The sequence below is a fragment of the Novimethylophilus kurashikiensis genome (genome assembly GCF_003112435.1).
GTDB classification, from domain to species: domain Bacteria; phylum Pseudomonadota; class Gammaproteobacteria; order Burkholderiales; family Methylophilaceae; genus Novimethylophilus; species Novimethylophilus kurashikiensis.
This window is the reverse complement of the sequence record NZ_BDOQ01000013.1, coordinates 67101-86347: the sequence shown is the minus strand read 5'-3', so window position 1 is coordinate 86347 and position 19247 is coordinate 67101. Positions and strand designations below refer to the sequence as shown.

The following is a 19247-nucleotide window of genomic DNA, read 5'->3' as shown; positions in this document are numbered from 1 at the left end:
GCGCACTATGCGCCGCTCACCAATCTCAATCTGTACGGAAGCGCACACCTTCATCAATTCAATGACTAAGCGCGCATTTGTGTAAATTAATGCGATATGGATATGCAAAGTAGTTAAAAAACCTATTGTTTTAAATAAAAGATGCTAAAGAACATAAATAAGTAAAAATTACTTATTGATATAAATAAATACTAGGTATGATTATCCGAGTAATTTGTTAGGAGTCTTTTTAAAAAGCGCGGTATCGAACATAACCTGAACAGGTTTAACTCTAGTATCGATCGGAAAATTCCAGAACAAGGAGATCTCGATGCTTGCAGCACACACACCGGTGCCGGAAACGACACTGGGGCGGATTCATCCGCCAACGCTGAATAATCTGCTGGCTTCGCTTCCGGCCGACGTTCAGGGCCGATTATTACCCGAGATGGAGTTGGTTTCGCTGTCCCTCGGACAAGTCCTGCAGGAACCGGGGACGAAATGGCGCTACGGCTATTTCCCCACCACTTGCATCCTGTCCAAGATCTACTTGCTCGAAACCGGCGCTACGGCCGAAATCGCGGTGATCGGCCGCGAAGGCATGGCGAGCATCTGCCTGCTCATGGGCGGCGACTCCATGCCCAACCAGACCGTGGTTAAAAGCGCCGGTTACGCCTATCGCGTCAAGGGCTCGATCCTCAAGGAAGAGTTCGACCGTTCTCCCGCGAGTCAAATCCTGTTTTTGCGCTACACCCAGGCACTGCTCACCCAGATGGCACAAACGGCTGTTTGCAATCGGCACCACACGGTAGACCAGCAGCTCTGCCGATGGCTGCTGCTTAACCTGGATCGCATCTCGACCAGCGAACTCATCATGACGCAGGAATTGATTGCCAGCATGTTGGGCGTGCGTCGCGAAGGCATTACCGAGGCCGCAGGCAACCTGCAAGATGCCGGTCTGATCCGCTACTCGCGCGGCCACATCCATATTCTCGACCGCAAGGGTCTGGAAGCCCGTGCCTGCGAGTGCTACGCCATCGTTAAACGCGAATTCGACCGTTTGCTACCCAACATTACCGCCGCTTGAGCTGTGCTAAGGTGGCCCGAACCCTGACTCGAACGGACTTCCGCGATGGTCATTTCTAAACCCGACGTAATTGAAAACCGACTCCTGGCAGCCCTACCCCGTAAAGACAGGATGCACATGCTGGCCGGATGCGAGCGCGTCACGCTCGAAGCGCCGCAGCTGATCTACGAAGCAGAAAAGCGCATCCAGTTCGTTTACTTTCCGCTGGACTGCTTCGCCTCCGTCATCGCCTCAACTCATGGTAAAGACCGGCTCGAGGTCGGCATGATAGGCAACGAAGGCATGGTCGGCGCGCCCCTCTTGATGAGCATGGACGTCCCCCTGCTCGATGTGATGATCCAGGGCACAGGCACAGCGTTGCGCATGCGCAACGCGCTCTTCAAGCGCGAACTGGAATACAGCTCGGCTTTGCGGAGGCGGTTGCAGAACTATGCTTATGTGGTCATGCGGCAATTGGCACAGGCGACGACCTGCATGCGCTTTCACCTGGTGGAAGAACGTTTGGCGCGATGGCTGTTGATGACCCAGGACCGTGCACATTCCGACGTGCTGCACCTGACCCAGGAGTTTCTCTCTTACATGCTGGGGGTTCGCCGAGTGGGCATCAGCAAGGCCGCAACCAGCCTGCAGCAGCGAGGCCTCATCAGCTATAGCCGCGGCGAAATCCGCATCCTCGACCGCGAAGGATTGATCGAAGCCGCCTGCCGCTGTTACCGGGCCGATATCGAGTACTACGCCAACGTGCTGGAGAAGCCACACTCTGAGCGCACGCCGCACGGCCAGCATCGCGGGCAGCATGCCCCGGCACCCAGTTCCAACCGCATGCGCAAGCACAACGTCGCTTCCGGTTCTTCGCCATAGGACGCTTGGTTTACCCAGTGTCCTCTCTTGCAACTCAATACGGAAACAGATCGATGAAAGCAATGATATTAGCCGCCGGTAAAGGCACCCGTGTTCGCCCCCTCACCTTCGATCTTCCAAAACCGATGATCCCCATCCTGGGCAAGCCGGTGATGGAATACCTGGTGGAGCATCTCGCCAAGTACGGCGTCAACGAGATCATGGTCAACGTCAGCCATTTGCATAAGAAGATCGAGGAATATTTCAGCGACGGCCAACGTTTCGGCATCCAGATCGGCTACTCCTTCGAGGGCCATACCAACGACGAGGGAGATGTCGTGCCGCTGCCCATGGGCTCGGCCGGCGGCCTCAAGAAAATCCAGGATTTCGGCGGATTCTTCGATGACACTACGATTGTCTTGTGCGGCGATGCGTTAATCGACCTCGACCTCCATTCCGCGCTTTACGAGCACAAGCAAAAAGGGGCGCTGGCCAGCGTGATTACCAAGGAAGTCCCCTGGGAACGCGTGTCGGATTACGGCGTGGTAATCTCGGACGAAGACGGCCGCGTGGTCTCTTTCCAGGAAAAACCGAAGCAGAAGGACGCGCTCTCCAATCAGGCCAGCACCGGCATCTATATCTTCGAACCCCAAGTGCTGGACCTGATCCCGTCCAACACGCAGTTCGACATCGGCTCCGACCTCTTCCCGCTGCTGGTGAAGAAAGGCCTGCCCTTCTATGCGCAAAAACGCTTTTTCAACTGGATCGACATCGGCAACATCACTGATTTCTGGGCGGTGCTGCAACGCGTGCTGATGGGCGAAGTCGCCGAGATGGACGTGCCGGGCAAGCAAATCCGGGAAGGCTTATGGGTCGGCCTCAATACCTCCATCGACTGGGAAGGCACGACCATCGAGGGCCCGGTATACCTAGGCTCCGGCGTGCGCATCGAAGCCGGTTGCAAGATTGTCGGCCCCGCCTGGATCGGCCATGGGAGCCATATCGGCGCGGGGTCTGAACTGGTCCGTAGCGTGTTGTTCGAGTACACCCGTATCTCACCCAAGGTACGCCTCAACGAGATGATCGTCTTCAACAACTACAGCGTCAGCCGCGACGGCAAGATGCATCACGTTTCCGACTATGCCCCCCATATCTGGAGCGACGCCCGCGAACGCCGCCGCTCGGTCCGACTGGCACGCAAGGACCCGGATGAGCCCTTCCTCACCCGGAAAATGCCGGGTTATCCAACGGCAGACATTCACACTGCCAAGATGGGGAATCCAGCGGGAGCCTAGTTCACTTCATACAAGGGGCATTCGCCCCTTTTTGTTGTCCATCACGACAGTACGCTGCCCCTCATACTGATTTGTCATCTTCACGTCAGGAAGCTGTGACAGATTAGAAGAATTTTGCTGCCCCGATTAGCGCATGATGACTGTTCTATCCCTCACACCTATTCGCCTCGCAGGCGGTCTCCTGCTCTGCCTGGGATGGTCATTTGCACTTCCGACGCTTGCGGCCGACGACGCAGCGCTTGAGCCGGCGGATCATTCCGAAACCCAGAACGGTGACATTCAGGAAGAGCGTTTCAGTTTGCACGCACAATTCACCGACGTCACACAGTGGCACGACAATTTCCACACTCGCTACAGCGGCCCTAATAGTTTGACCGCCGGGGCCAGCCGCAAGACCACCAACGACATCACCTTGTTTGCAGGCGTACGCCTATGGCAGGGAGCCGAGTTGTACGTCAACCCGGAAATCGACCAGGGGTTCGGCCTTAGCAACACTTTGGGTGTAGCAGGTTTTCCCAGCGGAGAAGCGTATAAAGTCGGCAAAACAAATCCTTATTGGCGCTGGCAGCGTCTATTCTTGCGCCAGACGGTCGATCTGGGCGGGGAAACTCAGACCGTTCCCGCCGATGCGAATCAACTCGCTGGCACCAAGACAGCAAATAACCTGGTGGTGACGGCAGGGAAATTTTCAGTCGTCGATATTTTCGATACCAATGCTTATGCGCACGACCCGCGCGGCGACTTTCTCAATTGGTCTATCGTCGATGCAGGCGCTTTCGATTACGCCGCAGATGCCTGGGGCTATAGCTATGGAGTAGCGGCGGAATGGACGCAAGATTGGTGGACGGTGAGAGCTGGACTGTTCGATCTTTCCACGACACCCAATAGCCCGCGACTGGAAAAGGATTTCAGCCAGTACGCCTTGATCGGCGAACTGGAAGAACGCCACCGCTGGCTGGGGCATGACGGAAAACTGAAGGTGCTGGGCTTCGTCAACAGAGGCCGCATGGCGAGCTACGACGACGCCGTGCACCTTGCACATTCAATCCGCGGCGTACCGGATGTCGCTCCAGCAAGGAAATTCGATTCCCGCCCAGGTATGGCAATCAACCTGGAACAAAGCCTGGGTCCCGGCCTGGGCGCCTTTGCCCGTGCGAGCTATAACGACGGCAGCAAGGAAGCCTTCGATTTTACCGAGATCAATCGCTCGATCTCCGGCGGCCTGGCGTTGCAGGGCAATCGATGGAACCGCCCCAAGGATACGGTTGGCCTCGCCGTTGCGGTCAACGGCCTATCTAGCGAGGCTCGGCGCTATTTCGATGCCGGCGGACTCGGCATCCTGATCGGGGACGGCAAGCTTACGCACTATCGCGACGAAAAAATCCTGGAAACCTACTACGCCTTCAACCCCAATGATCACGTCGGACTGAGCCTTGATTACCAGTACATCGCTAACCCAGCCTACAACGCTGATCGCGGTCCGGTTTCGGTGCTGGGCTTACGGGTGCACCTGGAATACTGAGCATTGGATCAAAAACAAAAAGGCCTGCGGAATACGCAGGCCTTTTGCTTTGGTGTGCGACTGCTTAAAACAGCAGCTGCGCGTTTACACCCACCACATCAGCTTTGTAACCCAAGCCGCTGACGTTGGAATCGCGTTCCTCGTGCTGCACGGTGCCGCTCACGAGAATGGTACGCGTGGCCTTCCAGTCGGCTTCCAGCAGCAGGCTTTGCACCCGGTCTTCGCGCATCTTGAAACCGGCCGGCAGCGGAATGATCGCGCCGCGATAATCCCGGTCGCTATAGTCGTACTTGAGGCGGAAGCTGGTCTTGGCGCTGTACGCCCAGACCGGCATGATGGTAATGCCTTCGGTCACGTAATAGCTATCCACGAATTCCTGGAAGCTGTTGAGGCTGCGATACGCCGTAAAGTCTACACGGGTCTTGCCCGTCGGCGTCCAACGATAGGTCAGGTTGCCCGTCATGCCGGAGAAGTCGCGCTCCGAGAAATGATCGTGCTCGCGTTCGAGGTAATCCATACGTGCCAGGATTTCAGACTTCCCGGTCAGCATCCAGTAAAGACGCGCCTCGGTTTCATGCTGTTTGAACCCGGTATCGAACTGGCCCGTAAAATCCAACTGACGGCCGCGGTAATCGCCCGTGGATTCGCGCCGCACCAGGGTAATGGAATTGTTGGCGGTTGAAACGTATTTGACGCCCAGTTCCCCCCCATCCTGCACATAGTCGGCCACAGCCCTGGAGTTCTGGCTGTTGCGCGAACGGCTCTCGGTGGCGGCGCCAACCAGGTGGATGCCCATGCCGATATCGCCGTCGAAGTTGAACACGCGCGATTCATTGGTCTGCACGCTACGGCGATTAAGAACGAGATTCGCAGCTGCATCACGGCCACGGAAATCGGAATACGGCGTAATCGATTGATTCTGGCTGGCTGATAACTCGCCGCTGATGTGGGGAGTCAATTGCCACAGCCAAGCGCCGCGATAATTTACGCCGTTGAAATCGAGGAAATGGTACGTCTGGTTATGGTTGTGAAACGCCGTCAAGTCGAGCTGGAAACGCTGCATGGCGTAAGGTTTGTCGATCTTGATGCCGGCATATTCCGAATAAATCCAGTCGGAGCGCTGGGAATTGCCTACTTGCTGCTCGGCCTGGGTGGCATTTTTAAGCCGGAAAAGGTTGTCTTCGTAGCGCACCGAGGCGCCAGCGACGAGGTTATAGGGGTCCTGGGCATCGGCCAGGGCAGCCATCGGGGTCAACAAGGTGGCCGCAACGGCAAGAGCGATGCGGCTGGGATTGGCTCGCAACAAGCGAGAGGTAGTGCGTCGGAAACTGCGATTTGCTGTTGGCAACATATTCATTCCGCTCGAATTTAGGGGAAAGGTTTCAACGACTTCTCCAAAATTAACATCGTGTTAGCAGAAAAGTCCAACAATAGTTCTTAAGATGTAACCCTAACTCGGGTAACCGGCAGCATTGTGATGTTTATTTGCCACACCGGCAATACTTTAGTAAAAAAATCAGGCAATCTAAATCCAGGCCGCTTAATTGTGAAACAGGGAATTCTCCTGAATAAAATTGCGGGAATCATGCCTGAAAGCCGCGCGCGGCTTTGTTCGGCAAAGCACATAACATAGTTCGTTAGCGAACAGACTCCCAAGTCCCTTGAATTGAAAATCCATCCCTAGGCAACCAGGATTTTCCAGTTGCTGATGTGGCTTTATCTTTCATTTCAGGAGACCAAAATGAAATTCAACTTGAAACACGCTGTCGCAGTCGCAGCCTTGGCTGGGGCATTCGGTAGCGCCCAAGCCGCAACTGTCAGCCTGAGCGGCGGGGACCAAACCGTCAACCTCGGCTCCGATCCTACGGCAGCCAACGCCTACAGTGTTAGCCATGCATCGGGTAGCTTTTCCGATGTGTTTAACTTCAGCCTGAGCCAGATGAGCAATTCCATCGCTAGCGCGGTGTCGCTCTACCTGCCCGGCATCAACGGTGCAGCATCCACCTACAGCATCACCGGCGCAACCTTGTCGCTGTTCAGCGACCCGGGTGGCGACGGTACCGCTGGTTCCAACAGCAAGGTCGCGTCCGTGGTGTTCGGCAGCAGCAACGGTACACTGGCCGTCAACAACCTGGCAGCGGGCAACTACTATTGGCAGTTGACCGGGACGGCCGATGGTCTGAACGGCGGTGCTTATCTGTATGCTGCCGATACGGCACCGGTGCCGGAACCCGGCACCTACGCCATGATGCTGGCAGGCCTCGGCTTGCTGGGCTTCGTTGCTAAGCGCCGGCTGGACCAAACCCCATCCAATGGGGCTTCGTTCGGCATGGGCATGGCCTAACGACCGAAAAAAAGCGGCGCCGATGGCGCCGCTTTTTTACTGTTTCATCCGCCTCGACTTTATCTAGTAGTCGGTCAAGATTTTCAAGGTCGCTTCTTGACCAGCATAGGCGTCGCTCGCCTCCTTCACCGTCGGTTCCCCCACATCCTGCACCAGAGCGTTCCAGGTCGACAAGGCAGTATCGAGTTCCTGGTTGCGTTTGTAATCGAGATCTACAAAATCCCTGTTGTCTGCCTGGACTGCCTTCAACGCGGTTTCATATTGCTTCTCAGCGTCTTGCAGTTGCCGGTAGGTGTAATCCACCTTGGCAAGATAGCGCGGGAAATTACGCACCTGCTGCGGCTTCTTGTAGGTCTGGTTGTTGGTGAGGTCCTGCTGCACCCATTGCAGTTCTGGCGTGTTCACTGCATTGACGAAGCGTTGTTCCCAATCGCTCAACACGGTTCGCGCCTCGGCCACGCGGGCATCGTCCTGCCAATAGGCAAACGCAGGCAATACGGAGAGGCCCATCAGCAGGGCAAATATCCAGATGAGTAATCTTTTTGTCATTTGAAATGGTCGCGTTTAAAGCCGACAACTCAGGGGAAAACCCCATCATAAATACCCGGCACTCGCGGCGCAACGGCTCTTGCAAGCCGAGACAAATCACAAACGGGAATACATGGTTGAGCCTCAGCCCTAAAGTTCGATAGCGAACAGACGGAAATTCTGCCGAGCCCGAGCATACATCCGAGCGTAGAGATTCAGCTCTTCGCTTGGGTAGTTATCGTCATATTTTTCAGGAGATGAAAAATGAATTTCCAAATCAAGCATGCTGTTGCGGCTGTAATCCTGGCAGGGATTTTCGGCGGCGCCCAGGCTGCTACCGTTAGTCTGAACGGTGCCAGCTTCCCCTATGACTTGGGCGCAGATCCGACTGCGGCCAATTCTTATTCCGTGACGCATGATGCCGGAAGCTTCAGCGACGTGTTCAACTTCACGCTGAGCCAGGCGAGCGACACGATTTCCAGCGCTGTTTCGCTCTACCTGCCCGGCATCAACGGCAGCAGCGCCTTCTACAACATCACCAATGGCACCCTGTCGCTGTATCAAGGTGGCTCCAACACGCTTCTGGGCTCCACCAACTGGGGCAGCACCAACGGCGTCCTCTCGGTCAATAACGTGGCGGCAGGCAGCTATTACTGGAAGGTCGCCGGCGATGCCGTCGGCCTGAACGGTGGTGTTTACCTGTATGCCGCCGATACGGCCCCGGTCCCCGAGCCCAGCACCTATCTCATGATGCTGCTCGGCCTGGGCTTCCTGGGTTTCGTTGCCAAGCGCCAGCTGGGCAACCTGTCCATGGGCACGCCGCTCGGCATGGCTTGATTGCATCAATGGTGTCCTGAAAAGGCGGCGCTTAGGCGCCGCTTTTTTTACACCGTCATTCATGACAATCCTGTTAAAACCCGTCGCATCAATGTTCGGAAGCGAACAGATTGAGTTTCTGAATGCCTCTACTTTGAAAGCCGTTGAGACTTAGTTTTATCGGATTTTCATATGTCAGAAGAGATACCCTCGGCTTTACTTCATTCCCATGACGGCATGGGTCATGGCGCATACCACCATGGCTAGCCATACCGTCCCCATCCGCTTCCGCCGCGCCGCCGGCCCCGCGCTAGGCTGGAACAACGTACTCATGCTGGCGGTCGCTCTGCTCGACCCGCTGGCGCTTGCGCTGTCTCTCTGGGTGATCGCGTGGTGGGTCGAAGGCCAATTGACACCAGAATATCTGGTGTTGTCGCTGCTGGTGTTTTCACTCACCCTCCCCGGCAAAATGCGGCTCAATATGTCGGCGTGGAAAGCGATCCAGAACATCGTATTCGGCTGGGCCGTCATGGCGATGCTGCTGTTGTTCTTCGGGCATGCCACTGGCTATCTCTCTGTATTCGAGCCGCGTGCTATCCGTATGTGGCTGTGGGCAGCGCCCCTGAGCCAAATCGGCGTCTATATCCTGCTACGCAAGCTGGCCCCGACACTGGCGCTCATGGGCGAACCACCGCGCGCCATCATCGCCGGCGTGAGCGAACACGGCCTGGCACTTGCCAAGGAAATTCATCAAAACCCCTACAACCCGACCCAGCTCACCGGCTTTTTCGACGACCGCGAACAGGAACGCATCGGCGACCACGCCGATTTCCCGTTGCTGGGCAGCATCGGCGATATACCCAAGTACGTGCGGCGTTTCGGCATCGAGATCATCTACATCTCCCTGCCCATGGCGACCCAGCCGCGCATCATGAAGCTCCTGGACGAGTTGAGCGACACCACCGCCTCGATCTATTTCGTACCGGATATTTTCGTCACTGACCTCATGCAGGGCCGCATGGACTCGGTGGGTGATCTGCCTGTCATCGCCGTGTGCGAAACGCCCTTCACCGGTACCAACGGCATCGTCAAGCGCGCCAGCGACATCGTGCTGTCCATCCTCATCCTGATCTTGATCTCGCCCATCATGATCGCGATTGCGCTGGGCATCTGGCTCACGTCCCCCGGCCCCATCATCTTCCGCCAGCGCCGCTACGGCCTCAATGGCGAGATGATTCTGGTCAACAAGTTCCGCACCATGACGGTGTGCGAGGACGGCGACACCATCCAGCAGGCGCAGAAGAACGATCAGCGGCTGACACCGATCGGCGCCTTCCTGCGCAAAACCTCCTTGGACGAATTGCCGCAGTTCTTCAACGTGCTGCAAGGCACCATGAGCATCGTCGGCCCGCGTCCCCATGCCGTGGCCCATAACGAGCTTTATCGCACCATGATCAAAGGCTACATGCTGCGCCACAAGGTCAAGCCCGGCATTACCGGCTGGGCACAGGTCAACGGCTGGCGCGGCGAAACCGACACGCTGGAAAAAATGAAGGTGCGTATCGAATACGACCTCGCCTACCTTCGCAACTGGTCGTTGCGACTCGATCTTTACATCATCTTGCGCACCCTGACTGTGGTGCTGAGGGACAGGAATGCCTATTGAAAACCGCCATTTCCGCCGAGCCGCCGTGCTCGGGGCCGGAATCGTCTTGTCTTGCATCCCGCCGGCCGTGCTCGTAGCCGCGGAAGCCAAGCCCGCCTCCCCTTACCGCTTGCAATGGAACGGCAGCCAACCGATGGCCCGCGACAGCGGGAGCAGCTATGTGCTGGACCGCAAGTACCGGCCCGCGGAACCGGCGCCCATGCCACAGCCCTCCCCGCAACCGATTCGCGCGGAATTGACCGAACCCACCCCGCCGCCCCTGTCCGAAAGCCTGGACGCACAGCCCTTCTCCCGTGAAATCGCCAAGGCCGCGGTTAAGGCGGGGGTCGACCCGGTACTGGTGCATGCAGTCATTTTTGTGGAGTCACGCTATCACCCGACCGCGCTCTCCCTGAAAGGCGCGATCGGCCTCATGCAAGTGCTGCCTGAAACCGCTGCGCGCTACGGTATCAAGGACCCGGCCAAATCTCCGCAGGCCAATTTGCGAGCCGGCACGCTTTACCTGAGCTACCTCATCCGCACTTTCGACAATCGGCTCGACCTGGCGCTTGCCGCCTACAACGCCGGCGAGGGCGCCGTGCTGCGCTACCGCAACAAGATTCCGCCCTTCCCCGAGACCCAGCAGTACGTCCGCGACGTGCTCGCCAAGTACAACGAATGGCACAACATCGCCGCCCGTCGCGACTACTACCTGACGCGAACCCGTGCGGCATCGATGGAAGCAGCCATCGAAAAACATGCCAAGCCGTTCGTACCGCCTTACCTGGCTGGAACGCGCCTGGTGCAATCGGAAACCATGCCCACGGCGGATTGACCTGAAGCGGCTGGCCTAATTTGTCTAGGACTGAAACGTTTATGTCTAGGACTGAAACGTTTAATGGAAAATTTATTTTAAAAATCAACTAGAAATAGTTTGCTTATCCGTCCAATAAGGCGCATAGTCCGGGAGCGTTTTTCAAGTCCGTGTCGTTGTTGTTTGGTCTGTTCCCTGGCTTTTCGGGTTTTATCTTTCACTCCCCGCCTTCTTGATCTTCGCCCCCAGGGGCTCAATCCCCCATTATTTTCATCTTTAAAGGAAGCAAGATATGTCTACAGGTACTGTGAAATGGTTTAACGATGCCAAAGGGTTCGGATTCGTCACGCCGGACGGTGGCGGAGCGGATTTGTTCGCTCACTTCTCCGCGATTCAAGGCCAAGGGTTCAAGACCCTGCTGGAGAATCAACGCGTGAGCTTTGACATCACCACCGGCCCCAAAGGCCAGCAAGCCTCGAATATTCGCGCAGCAGACTGATTTCGCTGCACGATCTCACTAGATTCGTACCGGTTGACCGGTCGAATCCCGGAAAGCCCGGCATCGCCGGGCTTTTTATTTTTCTTGAAGACAGGAGGCCGAACATGGCCAAAGAAGAACTGATTGAAATGGGCGGAGTGGTGATGGAAATCCTGCCCGACTCCCGCTACCGGGTCACGCTCGACAACGGGCACCAAATCGTGGCCTATACCGCAGGCAAAATGCGCAAGAACCATATCCGCATCCTCGCCGGCGACAAGATTACGCTGGAACTCTCACCCTACGATTTTTCCAAGGGGCGCATTACCTTCCGCCATCTGGAGCAACGCAACACCGTTGCCGCCCAGCGTCGGCGCAGCTACTGAGCCAGCCCCTCTCGATCAATGGAGTCAAGGGGATTCAGGCTTGAAGCCCCATCAATGGGCTAATTCCGAAGACCGATCTGCCTGATGATGATGCGACTTCGCGGCAAGGCCGGCAGATGTGTCATGTCGAGTTGTAAGTCCTGGGGCGGCACTTCGTATTCCAACCGCTCGCACAACAAGCGGGCAAAGCGCTTCATCAATTCCAGCGTCACCCACTCCCCGGCGCAGCGATGCCCTCCGGCATGCTGCCCGCCGCCCTGCGGAATCAGGCTGAAGCCGTTGTCGCGCCAGTCCTTGAATCGCTCCGGCCGAAAGGTTTCCGGCTCCTGCCATATTCGAGGATCGTGACAGGTGCCGTAGAGATCGAGCACGGCCCGCCAACCTTTGGGGATGACATAGCCCTGCCACGCAACGTCATGCCTCGCCACGGCCATCACACTGGGGAAAAACGGATAAAAGCGCCGCACCTCGTTGACGAAACCGTCCCGGAACACGCTTCCGCCATTCAGCAAGCGCGCCTCCAATCCAGGGAGCTGCTCCAGGGCATGTGCCTCGAACAAGAGATACACCGCGACCGCAACCGTTGGACGCAATAGATTGATGACTTCGACGGCCGCCACGCGCTTATCCAACAACCGGCCTTCCGCATTGCACTGCGTGGCAATGGCATGCAAAGGTGAACCTTGCGGCACTTCATCGGTTCCCGCTCTCACGCGTTCAACCCAGTCAGCTGCCCATTGCTCCGCCTTGACGCGCGCCCAGCGGCCTTGCCAATGCTTGAGTCCGATAGCGCCGGCGGTTTCGTACAAGGCGCTGAGTTGTTGCTTGCGTAGGTCGATCTCGCTTTCCAGCAAGGGCACGCCGGCCCAGGCGCAGACCGAACGTGTAAGGACTTCCTTGAGCCCCTCATACAGCACGAGCTGCGGCTCGGCTCGCCAGCGGCCAAAGGCTTTCAGCAGTTGCTGCTCGAATATCTCGCCCAGGGCGTCGATGTTTTCCTGGCTCATTAGATCGAGGAACAGGCGCTTGCGACGCTGATGCGCCTCGCCATCCATCGTCTGCACCCCGCCGCGGCCGAACAGCGTGCGCTGCAAGCGCAAGGGCAACGCCCCTTGCCGCTGGAATGCCGTACTGTCGTAGAACAGCGCTGCCGCCTCTGCGCCGCGCATGCAAACGGCTTCGTGCAATATCAGCCGGGTTTCGAAAATATCGGCGCCCAACAAGTCGCATTGCCGGGCGATATAGCGATACGGATCGCGCATTAGCGCGAGCGTACTGTCGTAATGGTGGTCCCTCGGTAATGGTCGAATGTTGGAAAAAGATGTCGTCGACGACAGGTAAGAGTCAGCCATGCGCAGTTCCTCATCGAAACAGGTCCAACCCGTTTGAGGAGCGTACCCGGCCTAAATTCTGCCGAGGCTGAGCGGCGAGTGAAAATAAAAAAGCACCCGAGGAGGTGCCTTATAAAAAAACGGCAGCCGAGGCTGCCGTTTTGTCCTGCTGCTGCGTTCGGCTTAGCGATTGCAGACGTACATCGTCACTTCGAAACCGAAACGCATTTCAGTCACTTCAGGCTTGGTCCACATGATCGATCTCCTATTAAATTTTGACGTTGCTGCAAGCACCGTGCTTGCATGAGTTGCACTATACCCGAACGTTTAAATCAACTATTCGGGTGGATCATGAATCGCCGCTCAAGAAATTCATGATCCTCTCCTCATGCGCCGCGCAAAGACGGCTCATGAAATCTTGCGGGTTCAGCCGATGCCAAGCCAAGTTTCCTCCTCCCGCCCCTCGAGATCGCTCAAAACACCGGCATGTGCTGCCCCGTAGATGGCAAACAAGCTCGCCATGCGCCAGAGTCCTGCTGCCCATCGATTGCGATTCATGATCGTTCTCCTGGTTGCACGTCAGACTGCGATGCCGAGGGCTTTCGCCACCCCTGCACCGTAAGCCGGATCGGCCTGGGTGCAATGGGCGATATGCCGCTTTTGGACCTCGACCGACGCGCCGCCGATGGAACGTGCGGTGTTGTCGAACAAGGTCTGCTGTTCTTCCGGCGTCATCAGACGGAACAAGTCGCCGGCCTGCGAGAAGTAATCCGTATCCTCGCGGTGGTTCCAGTGATCGGCCACCCCTTCCACAGACAATGGCGGCTCGCGGAAATCCGGCTGCTCCTGCCATTCGCCCTTGCTATTGGGCTCGTATCCGATCGTGCCGCCGTGATTACCGTCCACGCGCATCGCCCCGTCGCGGTGATAGCTGTGGAACGGACATTTCGGTGCATTCACCGGAATCTGGTGATGATTGACGCCCAAGCGATACCTTTGCGCATCGCCGTAGGAGAACAGCCGCGCCTGCAGCATGCGGTCCGGCGAGAAGCCGATACCGGGCACGACAGCCGCCGGATTGAACGCGGATTGCTCGACTTCGGCGAAGAAGTTTTCCGGATTGCGGTTTAATTCCATCACGCCGACTTCGATCAACGGGTAGTCCTTGTGCGGCCATACCTTGGTGAGGTCGAAGGGGTTGTACGGCACCTGACTGGCTTCCTTCTCAGGCATTACCTGCACGTAGAGCGTCCATTTGGGGTAATCGCCCTTCTCGATGGATTCGAATAAATCACGTTGATGGCTTTCGCGATCCTTGCCGATGATGGCTTCAGCTTCCGCATCCGTGAGGTTCTTGATGCCTTGATGCGTCCTGAAGTGAAACTTGACCCAGAAGCGCTCGTTGGCCGCATTGATGAAGCTGAACGTATGCGAACCGAACCCGTGCATATGGCGATAAGTGGCTGGAATGCCGCGGTCCGACATGACGATCGTGACCTGGTGCAAGGCTTCCGGCAACGAAGTCCAGAAATCCCAGTTGTTCTGGGCGCTGCGCATGTTCGTCCGCGGATCGCGCTTCACGGCGTGATTCAAATCGGGGAATTTGAGCGGGTCGCGCAAGAAAAACACCGGCGTGTTATTGCCTACCAAGTCCCAGTTGCCTTCCTTGGTGTAGAACTTCACGGCAAAACCGCGGATATCGCGCTCGGCATCCGCCGCACCGCGTTCGCCGGCCACGGTAGTGAAACGGGCGAATAACTCGGTCTGCTTGCCGATCTGCGAAAAAATGTTGGCGCGGGTGTATCGGGTGATGTCGTTTGTGACCGTGAAAGTGCCATAGGCGCCCGAACCTTTGGCGTGCATGCGGCGTTCGGGGATGACTTCGCGGTCGAAGTGGGCCAGTTTTTCGAGCAACCATACGTCCTGCAACAGGACGGGGCCGCGCGGACCTGCGGTCATCACGTTCTGGTTATCGGGGACCGGCGCACCTGCGGCGGTCGTCAATTTCTTGTTGCTCATGGCACATCTCCTATGTCATTGATTAGTGTTCGTCGAAGCGACAGGATCCATACTATGAGAGCGATAACGATTAATCTAATTGTTTATAAATATTCTTCTGATAATTATTTCTTATAGATCATGGGTGCTCTGCCAACACTGTTAGTCGACAAGGTTGTGTCTGAGTTCACGGCATCGTGCTTCAACCGCTTGGACTATTGCTCTGCAAGAGCCTTTACCTTGGCCGCAATCTTCCCCGCCAAATATTCTGCCGTGCGCGCCGTGGTGTTCTGGTCGGTCCACGAGCTTTCGAGTTGGGCGTAGGTCGGCATCACCACTTTTTGCTGCTTCACGTCTATCAGCAACAGCCGTGGATAGACGAACAGGTAGGTGGGCTTGAGCGCCACGCCAATGATCACGTAGTCCGCGCCGCTGGGTGCGGCTAATTTGGCGGCTTCAGCCGGGCGGTCGAACAGGTAGGTGGGGGAATTCTGGGCGGCGAGGGTTTTGAGGGATTCCGCTGGCGGCAGCACCGCAACCCCCTTGTCGGCGAGACGCTGACGGAATGTCGAGGAAAGAAATGCATCGCGCGCCAGCTCTTCCGGTGCGTTGGGCAGATCGGTCAAATCGTTGAGCTGGATGTCCAGGACCATGACCTTGGGGTCAGGCCCAGCCCATGTGAACCCCGCTATCGAGAACAATAAACTGATGTCAAGGAAGAGACGTTTCAACAAGGAATCCATTACGCTTAGTTCAAAAAAACGTCCCTGCCATGCAAGGGGATGAACACGGCAGGGATCGGAGGATGGTTTACCAGCAGGCTGGTTTACAAACCGGAATAGCTTACAAACAGGCTTCGAGCACTTTGCGGCTTACATCAAGATCAACCGAGCGGTGTTCGCCCAGGTGCACCATGCCATGGGATTCGAGCTGCTTCAGCACGGGTGGAATCGCCTCTGCATCGATACCGTAGCCGGAAAGCCGGGTTTGCACGCCCAGGCTTTCGAAAAACTCCCGCGTCCTGGTAATAGCGGCATCAATACGAGCTTCCTCGCTCCCTTCCTTGAGCCCCCACACCCGCTCCGCATACTGCATCAGTTTGACGCGCTTATCGGCCTTGCGTTCGTTCAACATTGCAGGCAACACGATGGCCAGCGTCTGGGCATGATCCAATCCGTACAAGGCGGTGAGTTCGTGGCCGATCATGTGAGTCGCCCAATCCTGCGGCACGCCGGCGCCAATCAACCCGTTGAGCGCCAACGTTGCCGTCCACATGAAATTGGCCTGCAAATCGTAGTCCTGCGGGTTCGCCAGCACCCTGGGGCCGATTTCGATCAGTGTCGAGAGCAGGCCTTCTGCAAAGCGGTCCTGCACTAGCGCGTTGACCGGATAAGTCAGATATTGCTCCATGACGTGGGTGTAGGCATCCACGATACCGTTGGCGAGTTGGCGCGGCGGCAGGCTGTAGCTGCGTGTGGGGTCGAGCAGCGAGAACTGCGGGAACACGCAGGCATTGGTGAAGAACAGCTTGGCCTTGATGTCACTGCGCGTGATGACGGAGCCGCTGTTCATTTCCGAACCGGTCGCGGGCAAGGTCAGCACGGTGCCGAACGGCAAAGCCTGTTTGACGTTGGCACCGTGGCTCAACAGGATTTCCCACGGGTCACCGCTCGCAAACACGGCAGCGGCGACGAATTTTGTGCCGTCGATCACCGAGCCGCCGCCTACGGCCAGCAGGTAATCCAGCCGGTTGGCGCGAACCTGCTCGACAGCTTTCATCAAGGTTTCATACGTCGGGTTAGGCTCGATGCCGCCGAAGCTCTCGACGTGGCGCTTGCCCAGCCCTTGATACACCATATCCAGCGTGCCGTTCTTGCGCGCGCTTTCGCCGCCGAACAGCACCAGCACGCGAGCATGCGGCGGGATCAACCGGTCAAGGTCGTTGTAGCGCCCCTGGCCGAAAACGATGCGCGTGGGATTGTAAAACTCGAAATTCAGCATGGTGGTCCTTTGCGATGAATCTTTAAAAAATCAGCTTTCCGAAAACAGGTGTTTGAGTTGATGCGGCTGCGAGCGCCAGAACTGCGGCGGCGCATCGACCTGGGCACCCAACTCGGCTGCGGCGTGCCAGGGCCAACGCGGGTCGTACAACATGGCACGGGCCAGGCCGATGATGTCGGCGCTGCCGTTGGCAATCAGTTCTTCCGCCTGTTGCGGCTCGGTAATGAGGCCGACGGCGATGGTCGTGAGCCCCGTGGCCTCGCGGATGCGCTGCGCCAGCGGCACCTGGTAATTGGGGCCGACAGGGATCTTTTGCTCGGGCGAGAGGCCGCCGCTTGAGACGTGGATATAGGCACAACCGCGTTCGCGCAAATGTTTGGCAAACACCACGCTCTGCTCCACTTCCCAACCGCCTTCCACCCAATCGGTGCCGGAAATACGCACGCCGATGGGCATGCTGGCCGGCAGTGCGGCGCGCATGGCGTCATACACCTCGAGCGGAAAACGCATGCGGTTTTCCAGCGAACCGCCGTATCCGTCGGTGCGGCGGTTGGAGAGCGGCGAGAGAAATTCATGCAGCAAATAACCGTGTGCGGCATGCAATTCGATGGCGTCGATGCCGAGCCGATGCGCACGAAGCGCAGCCTCTACGAAAGCCCCCTTGATACGATCCACGCCCGCGTGATCCAGCTCGACTGGGGGATTATCGTGTGCACCAAACGGCACCGCCGAAGGCCCCACCGTTTGCCAGCCGTCTGGCTGATCCGGGGCGATCTGCGCACCGCCTTGCCATGGCACATTGCACGAGGCCTTGCGGCCAGCGTGGGCGAGCTGGATAGCGATAGGCATGGCCGAATACTGACGTACGGCTTTCAGCACCCGTGCAAGCGCCGCTTCAGTGGCATCCGACCACAAGCCAAGGTCGGCCGGCGAGATGCGGCCGATGGCTTCCACCGCCGTCGCTTCGATGATCAGCATGCCCGCGCCGGAATGCGAAAGCGAGCCGAGATGCATCATGTGCCAATCGGTGGCCTCGCCGTTCACGGCCGAATACTGGCACATGGGGGCAATGACGATGCGGTTCTTGAGGGTGAGGTTACCGATAGCAACAGGCGAAAAGAGCTGTGACATGGATGAAACTCCAGTTGATGTTGTTGAAGACAACTGTACCGCTACAACAAAAAATTGTTAATAAGCTAATTATTTGATTCAATATCAAATAATTTTTGAAGAAAATCTTTGTGATCAATCTCGCCGATCTGAAGCTGTTCATCCGCGTAAGCGAAACCGGCAACATCAGTGCCTCCGCTCGCGGGCTTGGCCAAACGCCGGCAAGCGCCAGCGCGGCCATCAAGCGTCTGGAACGCCAGGTGGGCAGCCAGCTGTTTGCCCGCTCCACCCGCTCTTTGCGACTCACCCAGGCCGGTGAAGACTTCCTGCAATACTGCGTGCAATCCACGCAATTACTGGAAGAAGGCATCGCCAACTTGAAACGCGGCCGCGAGGCGCTCTCGGGGGAAATCCACCTCGGCGCCCCATCGGATCTGGGGCGTGACCGCCTCGACGAAGAACTGGAGCCGTTCCGGCGCGAGCACCCCCAGATTCGCGTGGTGATGCATCTTTCCGACACCATCCAGGACCTCTACCGCAACCAGATCGACCTCGTACTGCGCTACGGCGTCATGCGCGATTCCAGCCTCATCGCCCTCAAACTTTGCGACAACCGGCGCGTAGTGTGCTGTTCGCCGGAATACATCGCCCGTATGGGTCGCCCGGAAACCTTCGAGGCATTGCAGCAGCACAACTGCATCTGCTTCTACCGCAGCGGCAAGATATTCAACGACTGGCGACTCACGCTCGACGGTCGGGAGAGAATTGTGCAAGTACACGGCGACCGCGCTGCCGACGATGGCGCTTTAGTCCGCCAATGGGCGCTGCAAGGCACGGGCATCGCCTTCAAGTCGCACCTGGACGTGGAGCGCGACTTGGCTGCGGGACGCCTCGTCGATCTTTTCCCGACGGCGCAGACCGAGCCGCTGCCGCTGTATATCGTCTATCCCAATCGCAAGTATCAGCCTTCGCGCCTGCAAGCTTTGATTCGTTATCTCCAGCAGCAATTTCCACCCGCTTTATGACAAGGGAAATCATCCGCGCAGGCCCCTATTGAGTTCGCGTTTCAATCG

Annotated in this window: 20 protein-coding genes; 11 read left to right on the top strand and 9 right to left on the bottom strand. The window is 57.3% G+C overall.

Features of this window, described 5'->3' with window-relative positions; translation table 11 throughout:
* Nucleotides 1-310 precede the first annotated feature (310 nt).
* From NMK_RS12995 to NMK_RS12980, 4 genes are all read left to right on the top strand, one after another.
* Nucleotides 311-1066 carry a Crp/Fnr family transcriptional regulator gene (locus NMK_RS12995; RefSeq protein WP_109016188.1) on the top strand — a complete coding sequence of 252 codons (756 nt, stop codon included), beginning with the start codon at nt 311-313 and terminating at the stop codon, nt 1064-1066.
* 45 nt (nt 1067-1111) lie between these two features.
* Entirely contained in the window at nt 1112-1927 is an 816-nt protein-coding gene (locus NMK_RS12990; protein WP_109016187.1) for a Crp/Fnr family transcriptional regulator, read from the top strand.
* Nucleotides 1928-1980: 53 nt separating this feature from the next.
* Complete coding sequence (locus NMK_RS12985) at nt 1981-3201, top strand: nucleotidyltransferase family protein (RefSeq protein ID WP_109016186.1); 1221 nt, start codon at nt 1981-1983, stop codon at nt 3199-3201.
* A gap of 133 nt (nt 3202-3334) precedes the next feature.
* Nucleotides 3335-4723 carry a carbohydrate porin gene (locus NMK_RS12980; RefSeq protein WP_181376283.1) on the top strand — a complete coding sequence of 463 codons (1389 nt, stop codon included), beginning with the start codon at nt 3335-3337 and terminating at the stop codon, nt 4721-4723.
* Between the two features lie 64 nt (nt 4724-4787).
* Here the strand turns inward: NMK_RS12980 and epsL are convergent, their stop codons facing one another.
* Nucleotides 4788-6074, bottom strand: a complete 1287-nt coding sequence (gene epsL, locus NMK_RS12975; RefSeq protein ID WP_181376282.1) for an XrtB/PEP-CTERM-associated polysaccharide biosynthesis outer membrane protein EpsL — start codon at nt 6072-6074, stop codon at nt 4788-4790.
* Nucleotides 6075-6464: 390 nt separating this feature from the next.
* Between epsL and NMK_RS12970 the strand changes: the two genes are divergently transcribed.
* Nucleotides 6465-7067 carry an FxDxF family PEP-CTERM protein gene (locus NMK_RS12970; protein WP_181376281.1) on the top strand — a complete coding sequence of 201 codons (603 nt, stop codon included), beginning with the start codon at nt 6465-6467 and terminating at the stop codon, nt 7065-7067.
* 63 nt (nt 7068-7130) lie between these two features.
* On the opposite strand, the gene NMK_RS12965 is transcribed toward NMK_RS12970, so the two are convergent.
* A complete protein-coding gene (locus tag NMK_RS12965; RefSeq protein WP_146187206.1) occupies nt 7131-7616 on the bottom strand; it encodes a hypothetical protein in 486 nt (161 codons plus the stop codon).
* Nucleotides 7617-7859: 243 nt separating this feature from the next.
* Between NMK_RS12965 and NMK_RS12960 the strand changes: the two genes are divergently transcribed.
* From NMK_RS12960 to infA, 5 genes are all read left to right on the top strand, one after another.
* Nucleotides 7860-8432, top strand: coding sequence for an FxDxF family PEP-CTERM protein (locus NMK_RS12960; RefSeq protein ID WP_109016182.1), 573 nt, complete (start codon nt 7860-7862; stop codon nt 8430-8432).
* Nucleotides 8433-8745: 313 nt separating this feature from the next.
* Nucleotides 8746-10077, top strand: coding sequence for an undecaprenyl-phosphate glucose phosphotransferase (locus NMK_RS12955; protein ID WP_370848829.1), 1332 nt, complete (start codon nt 8746-8748; stop codon nt 10075-10077).
* Entirely contained in the window at nt 10067-10891 is an 825-nt protein-coding gene (locus NMK_RS12950; protein WP_109016180.1) for a lytic transglycosylase domain-containing protein, read from the top strand. Before NMK_RS12955 ends, NMK_RS12950 begins: the two co-directional genes overlap by 11 nt.
* Before the next feature lie 271 nt (nt 10892-11162).
* The gene (locus tag NMK_RS12945) at nt 11163-11369 is read left to right on the top strand and encodes a cold-shock protein (RefSeq protein ID WP_109016179.1); all 207 of its coding nucleotides are present in this window, start codon (nt 11163-11165) and stop codon (nt 11367-11369) included.
* A 104-nt stretch (nt 11370-11473) separates the two neighbouring features.
* A complete protein-coding gene (infA, locus tag NMK_RS12940) occupies nt 11474-11734 on the top strand; it encodes a translation initiation factor IF-1 (protein ID WP_109016178.1) in 261 nt (86 codons plus the stop codon).
* A gap of 59 nt (nt 11735-11793) precedes the next feature.
* Here infA and NMK_RS12935 read toward each other — a convergent pair whose 3' ends face one another.
* The 7 genes from NMK_RS12935 to NMK_RS12910 form a co-directional block, all read right to left on the bottom strand.
* Nucleotides 11794-13086 carry a cytochrome P450 gene (locus tag NMK_RS12935; RefSeq protein ID WP_227871484.1) on the bottom strand — a complete coding sequence of 431 codons (1293 nt, stop codon included), beginning with the start codon at nt 13084-13086 and terminating at the stop codon, nt 11794-11796.
* A 162-nt stretch (nt 13087-13248) separates the two neighbouring features.
* Nucleotides 13249-13320: a pyrroloquinoline quinone precursor peptide PqqA gene (gene pqqA, locus NMK_RS12930; protein ID WP_081774944.1), complete on the bottom strand. Its 72-nt coding sequence runs from the start codon at nt 13318-13320 to the stop codon at nt 13249-13251.
* A 171-nt stretch (nt 13321-13491) separates the two neighbouring features.
* The gene (locus NMK_RS18905; RefSeq protein ID WP_265415770.1) at nt 13492-13623 is read right to left on the bottom strand and encodes a hypothetical protein; all 132 of its coding nucleotides are present in this window, start codon (nt 13621-13623) and stop codon (nt 13492-13494) included.
* Between the two features lie 21 nt (nt 13624-13644).
* Nucleotides 13645-15084, bottom strand: coding sequence for a catalase (locus NMK_RS12925; RefSeq protein ID WP_109016177.1), 1440 nt, complete (start codon nt 15082-15084; stop codon nt 13645-13647).
* A 194-nt stretch (nt 15085-15278) separates the two neighbouring features.
* Nucleotides 15279-15794: a DUF2380 domain-containing protein gene (locus NMK_RS12920; RefSeq protein WP_227871483.1), complete on the bottom strand. Its 516-nt coding sequence runs from the start codon at nt 15792-15794 to the stop codon at nt 15279-15281.
* Nucleotides 15795-15906: 112 nt separating this feature from the next.
* Nucleotides 15907-17064 carry an iron-containing alcohol dehydrogenase gene (locus NMK_RS12915; protein WP_109016175.1) on the bottom strand — a complete coding sequence of 386 codons (1158 nt, stop codon included), beginning with the start codon at nt 17062-17064 and terminating at the stop codon, nt 15907-15909.
* Between the two features lie 30 nt (nt 17065-17094).
* Complete coding sequence (locus NMK_RS12910) at nt 17095-18195, bottom strand: NADH:flavin oxidoreductase/NADH oxidase (RefSeq protein WP_109016174.1); 1101 nt, start codon at nt 18193-18195, stop codon at nt 17095-17097.
* 95 nt (nt 18196-18290) lie between these two features.
* Here NMK_RS12910 and NMK_RS12905 point away from each other — a divergent pair, with 95 nt between their 5' ends.
* The gene (locus NMK_RS12905) at nt 18291-19199 is read left to right on the top strand and encodes a LysR family transcriptional regulator (protein WP_109016173.1); all 909 of its coding nucleotides are present in this window, start codon (nt 18291-18293) and stop codon (nt 19197-19199) included.
* Nucleotides 19200-19247: the final 48 nt, after the last annotated feature.

What these genes read in the sequence shown, in the direction of transcription:
- NMK_RS12995 (WP_109016188.1), top strand. Translation starts at nt 311, where the DNA reads ATGCTTGCAGCACACACACCGGTGCCGGAAACGACACTGGGGCGGATT.
- NMK_RS12990 (WP_109016187.1), top strand. Translation starts at nt 1,112, where the DNA reads ATGGTCATTTCTAAACCCGACGTAATTGAAAACCGACTCCTGGCAGCC.
- NMK_RS12985 (WP_109016186.1), top strand. Translation starts at nt 1,981, where the DNA reads ATGAAAGCAATGATATTAGCCGCCGGTAAAGGCACCCGTGTTCGCCCC.
- NMK_RS12980 (WP_181376283.1), top strand. Translation starts at nt 3,335, where the DNA reads ATGATGACTGTTCTATCCCTCACACCTATTCGCCTCGCAGGCGGTCTC.
- epsL (WP_181376282.1), bottom strand. Translation starts at nt 6,074, where the DNA reads ATGTTGCCAACAGCAAATCGCAGTTTCCGACGCACTACCTCTCGCTTG.
- NMK_RS12970 (WP_181376281.1), top strand. Translation starts at nt 6,465, where the DNA reads ATGAAATTCAACTTGAAACACGCTGTCGCAGTCGCAGCCTTGGCTGGG.
- NMK_RS12965 (WP_146187206.1), bottom strand. Translation starts at nt 7,616, where the DNA reads ATGACAAAAAGATTACTCATCTGGATATTTGCCCTGCTGATGGGCCTC.
- NMK_RS12960 (WP_109016182.1), top strand. Translation starts at nt 7,860, where the DNA reads ATGAATTTCCAAATCAAGCATGCTGTTGCGGCTGTAATCCTGGCAGGG.
- NMK_RS12950 (WP_109016180.1), top strand. Translation starts at nt 10,067, where the DNA reads ATGCCTATTGAAAACCGCCATTTCCGCCGAGCCGCCGTGCTCGGGGCC.
- NMK_RS12945 (WP_109016179.1), top strand. Translation starts at nt 11,163, where the DNA reads ATGTCTACAGGTACTGTGAAATGGTTTAACGATGCCAAAGGGTTCGGA.
- infA (WP_109016178.1), top strand. Translation starts at nt 11,474, where the DNA reads ATGGCCAAAGAAGAACTGATTGAAATGGGCGGAGTGGTGATGGAAATC.
- NMK_RS12935 (WP_227871484.1), bottom strand. Translation starts at nt 13,086, where the DNA reads ATGGCTGACTCTTACCTGTCGTCGACGACATCTTTTTCCAACATTCGA.
- NMK_RS18905 (WP_265415770.1), bottom strand. Translation starts at nt 13,623, where the DNA reads ATGAATCGCAATCGATGGGCAGCAGGACTCTGGCGCATGGCGAGCTTG.
- NMK_RS12925 (WP_109016177.1), bottom strand. Translation starts at nt 15,084, where the DNA reads ATGAGCAACAAGAAATTGACGACCGCCGCAGGTGCGCCGGTCCCCGAT.
- NMK_RS12915 (WP_109016175.1), bottom strand. Translation starts at nt 17,064, where the DNA reads ATGCTGAATTTCGAGTTTTACAATCCCACGCGCATCGTTTTCGGCCAG.
- NMK_RS12910 (WP_109016174.1), bottom strand. Translation starts at nt 18,195, where the DNA reads ATGTCACAGCTCTTTTCGCCTGTTGCTATCGGTAACCTCACCCTCAAG.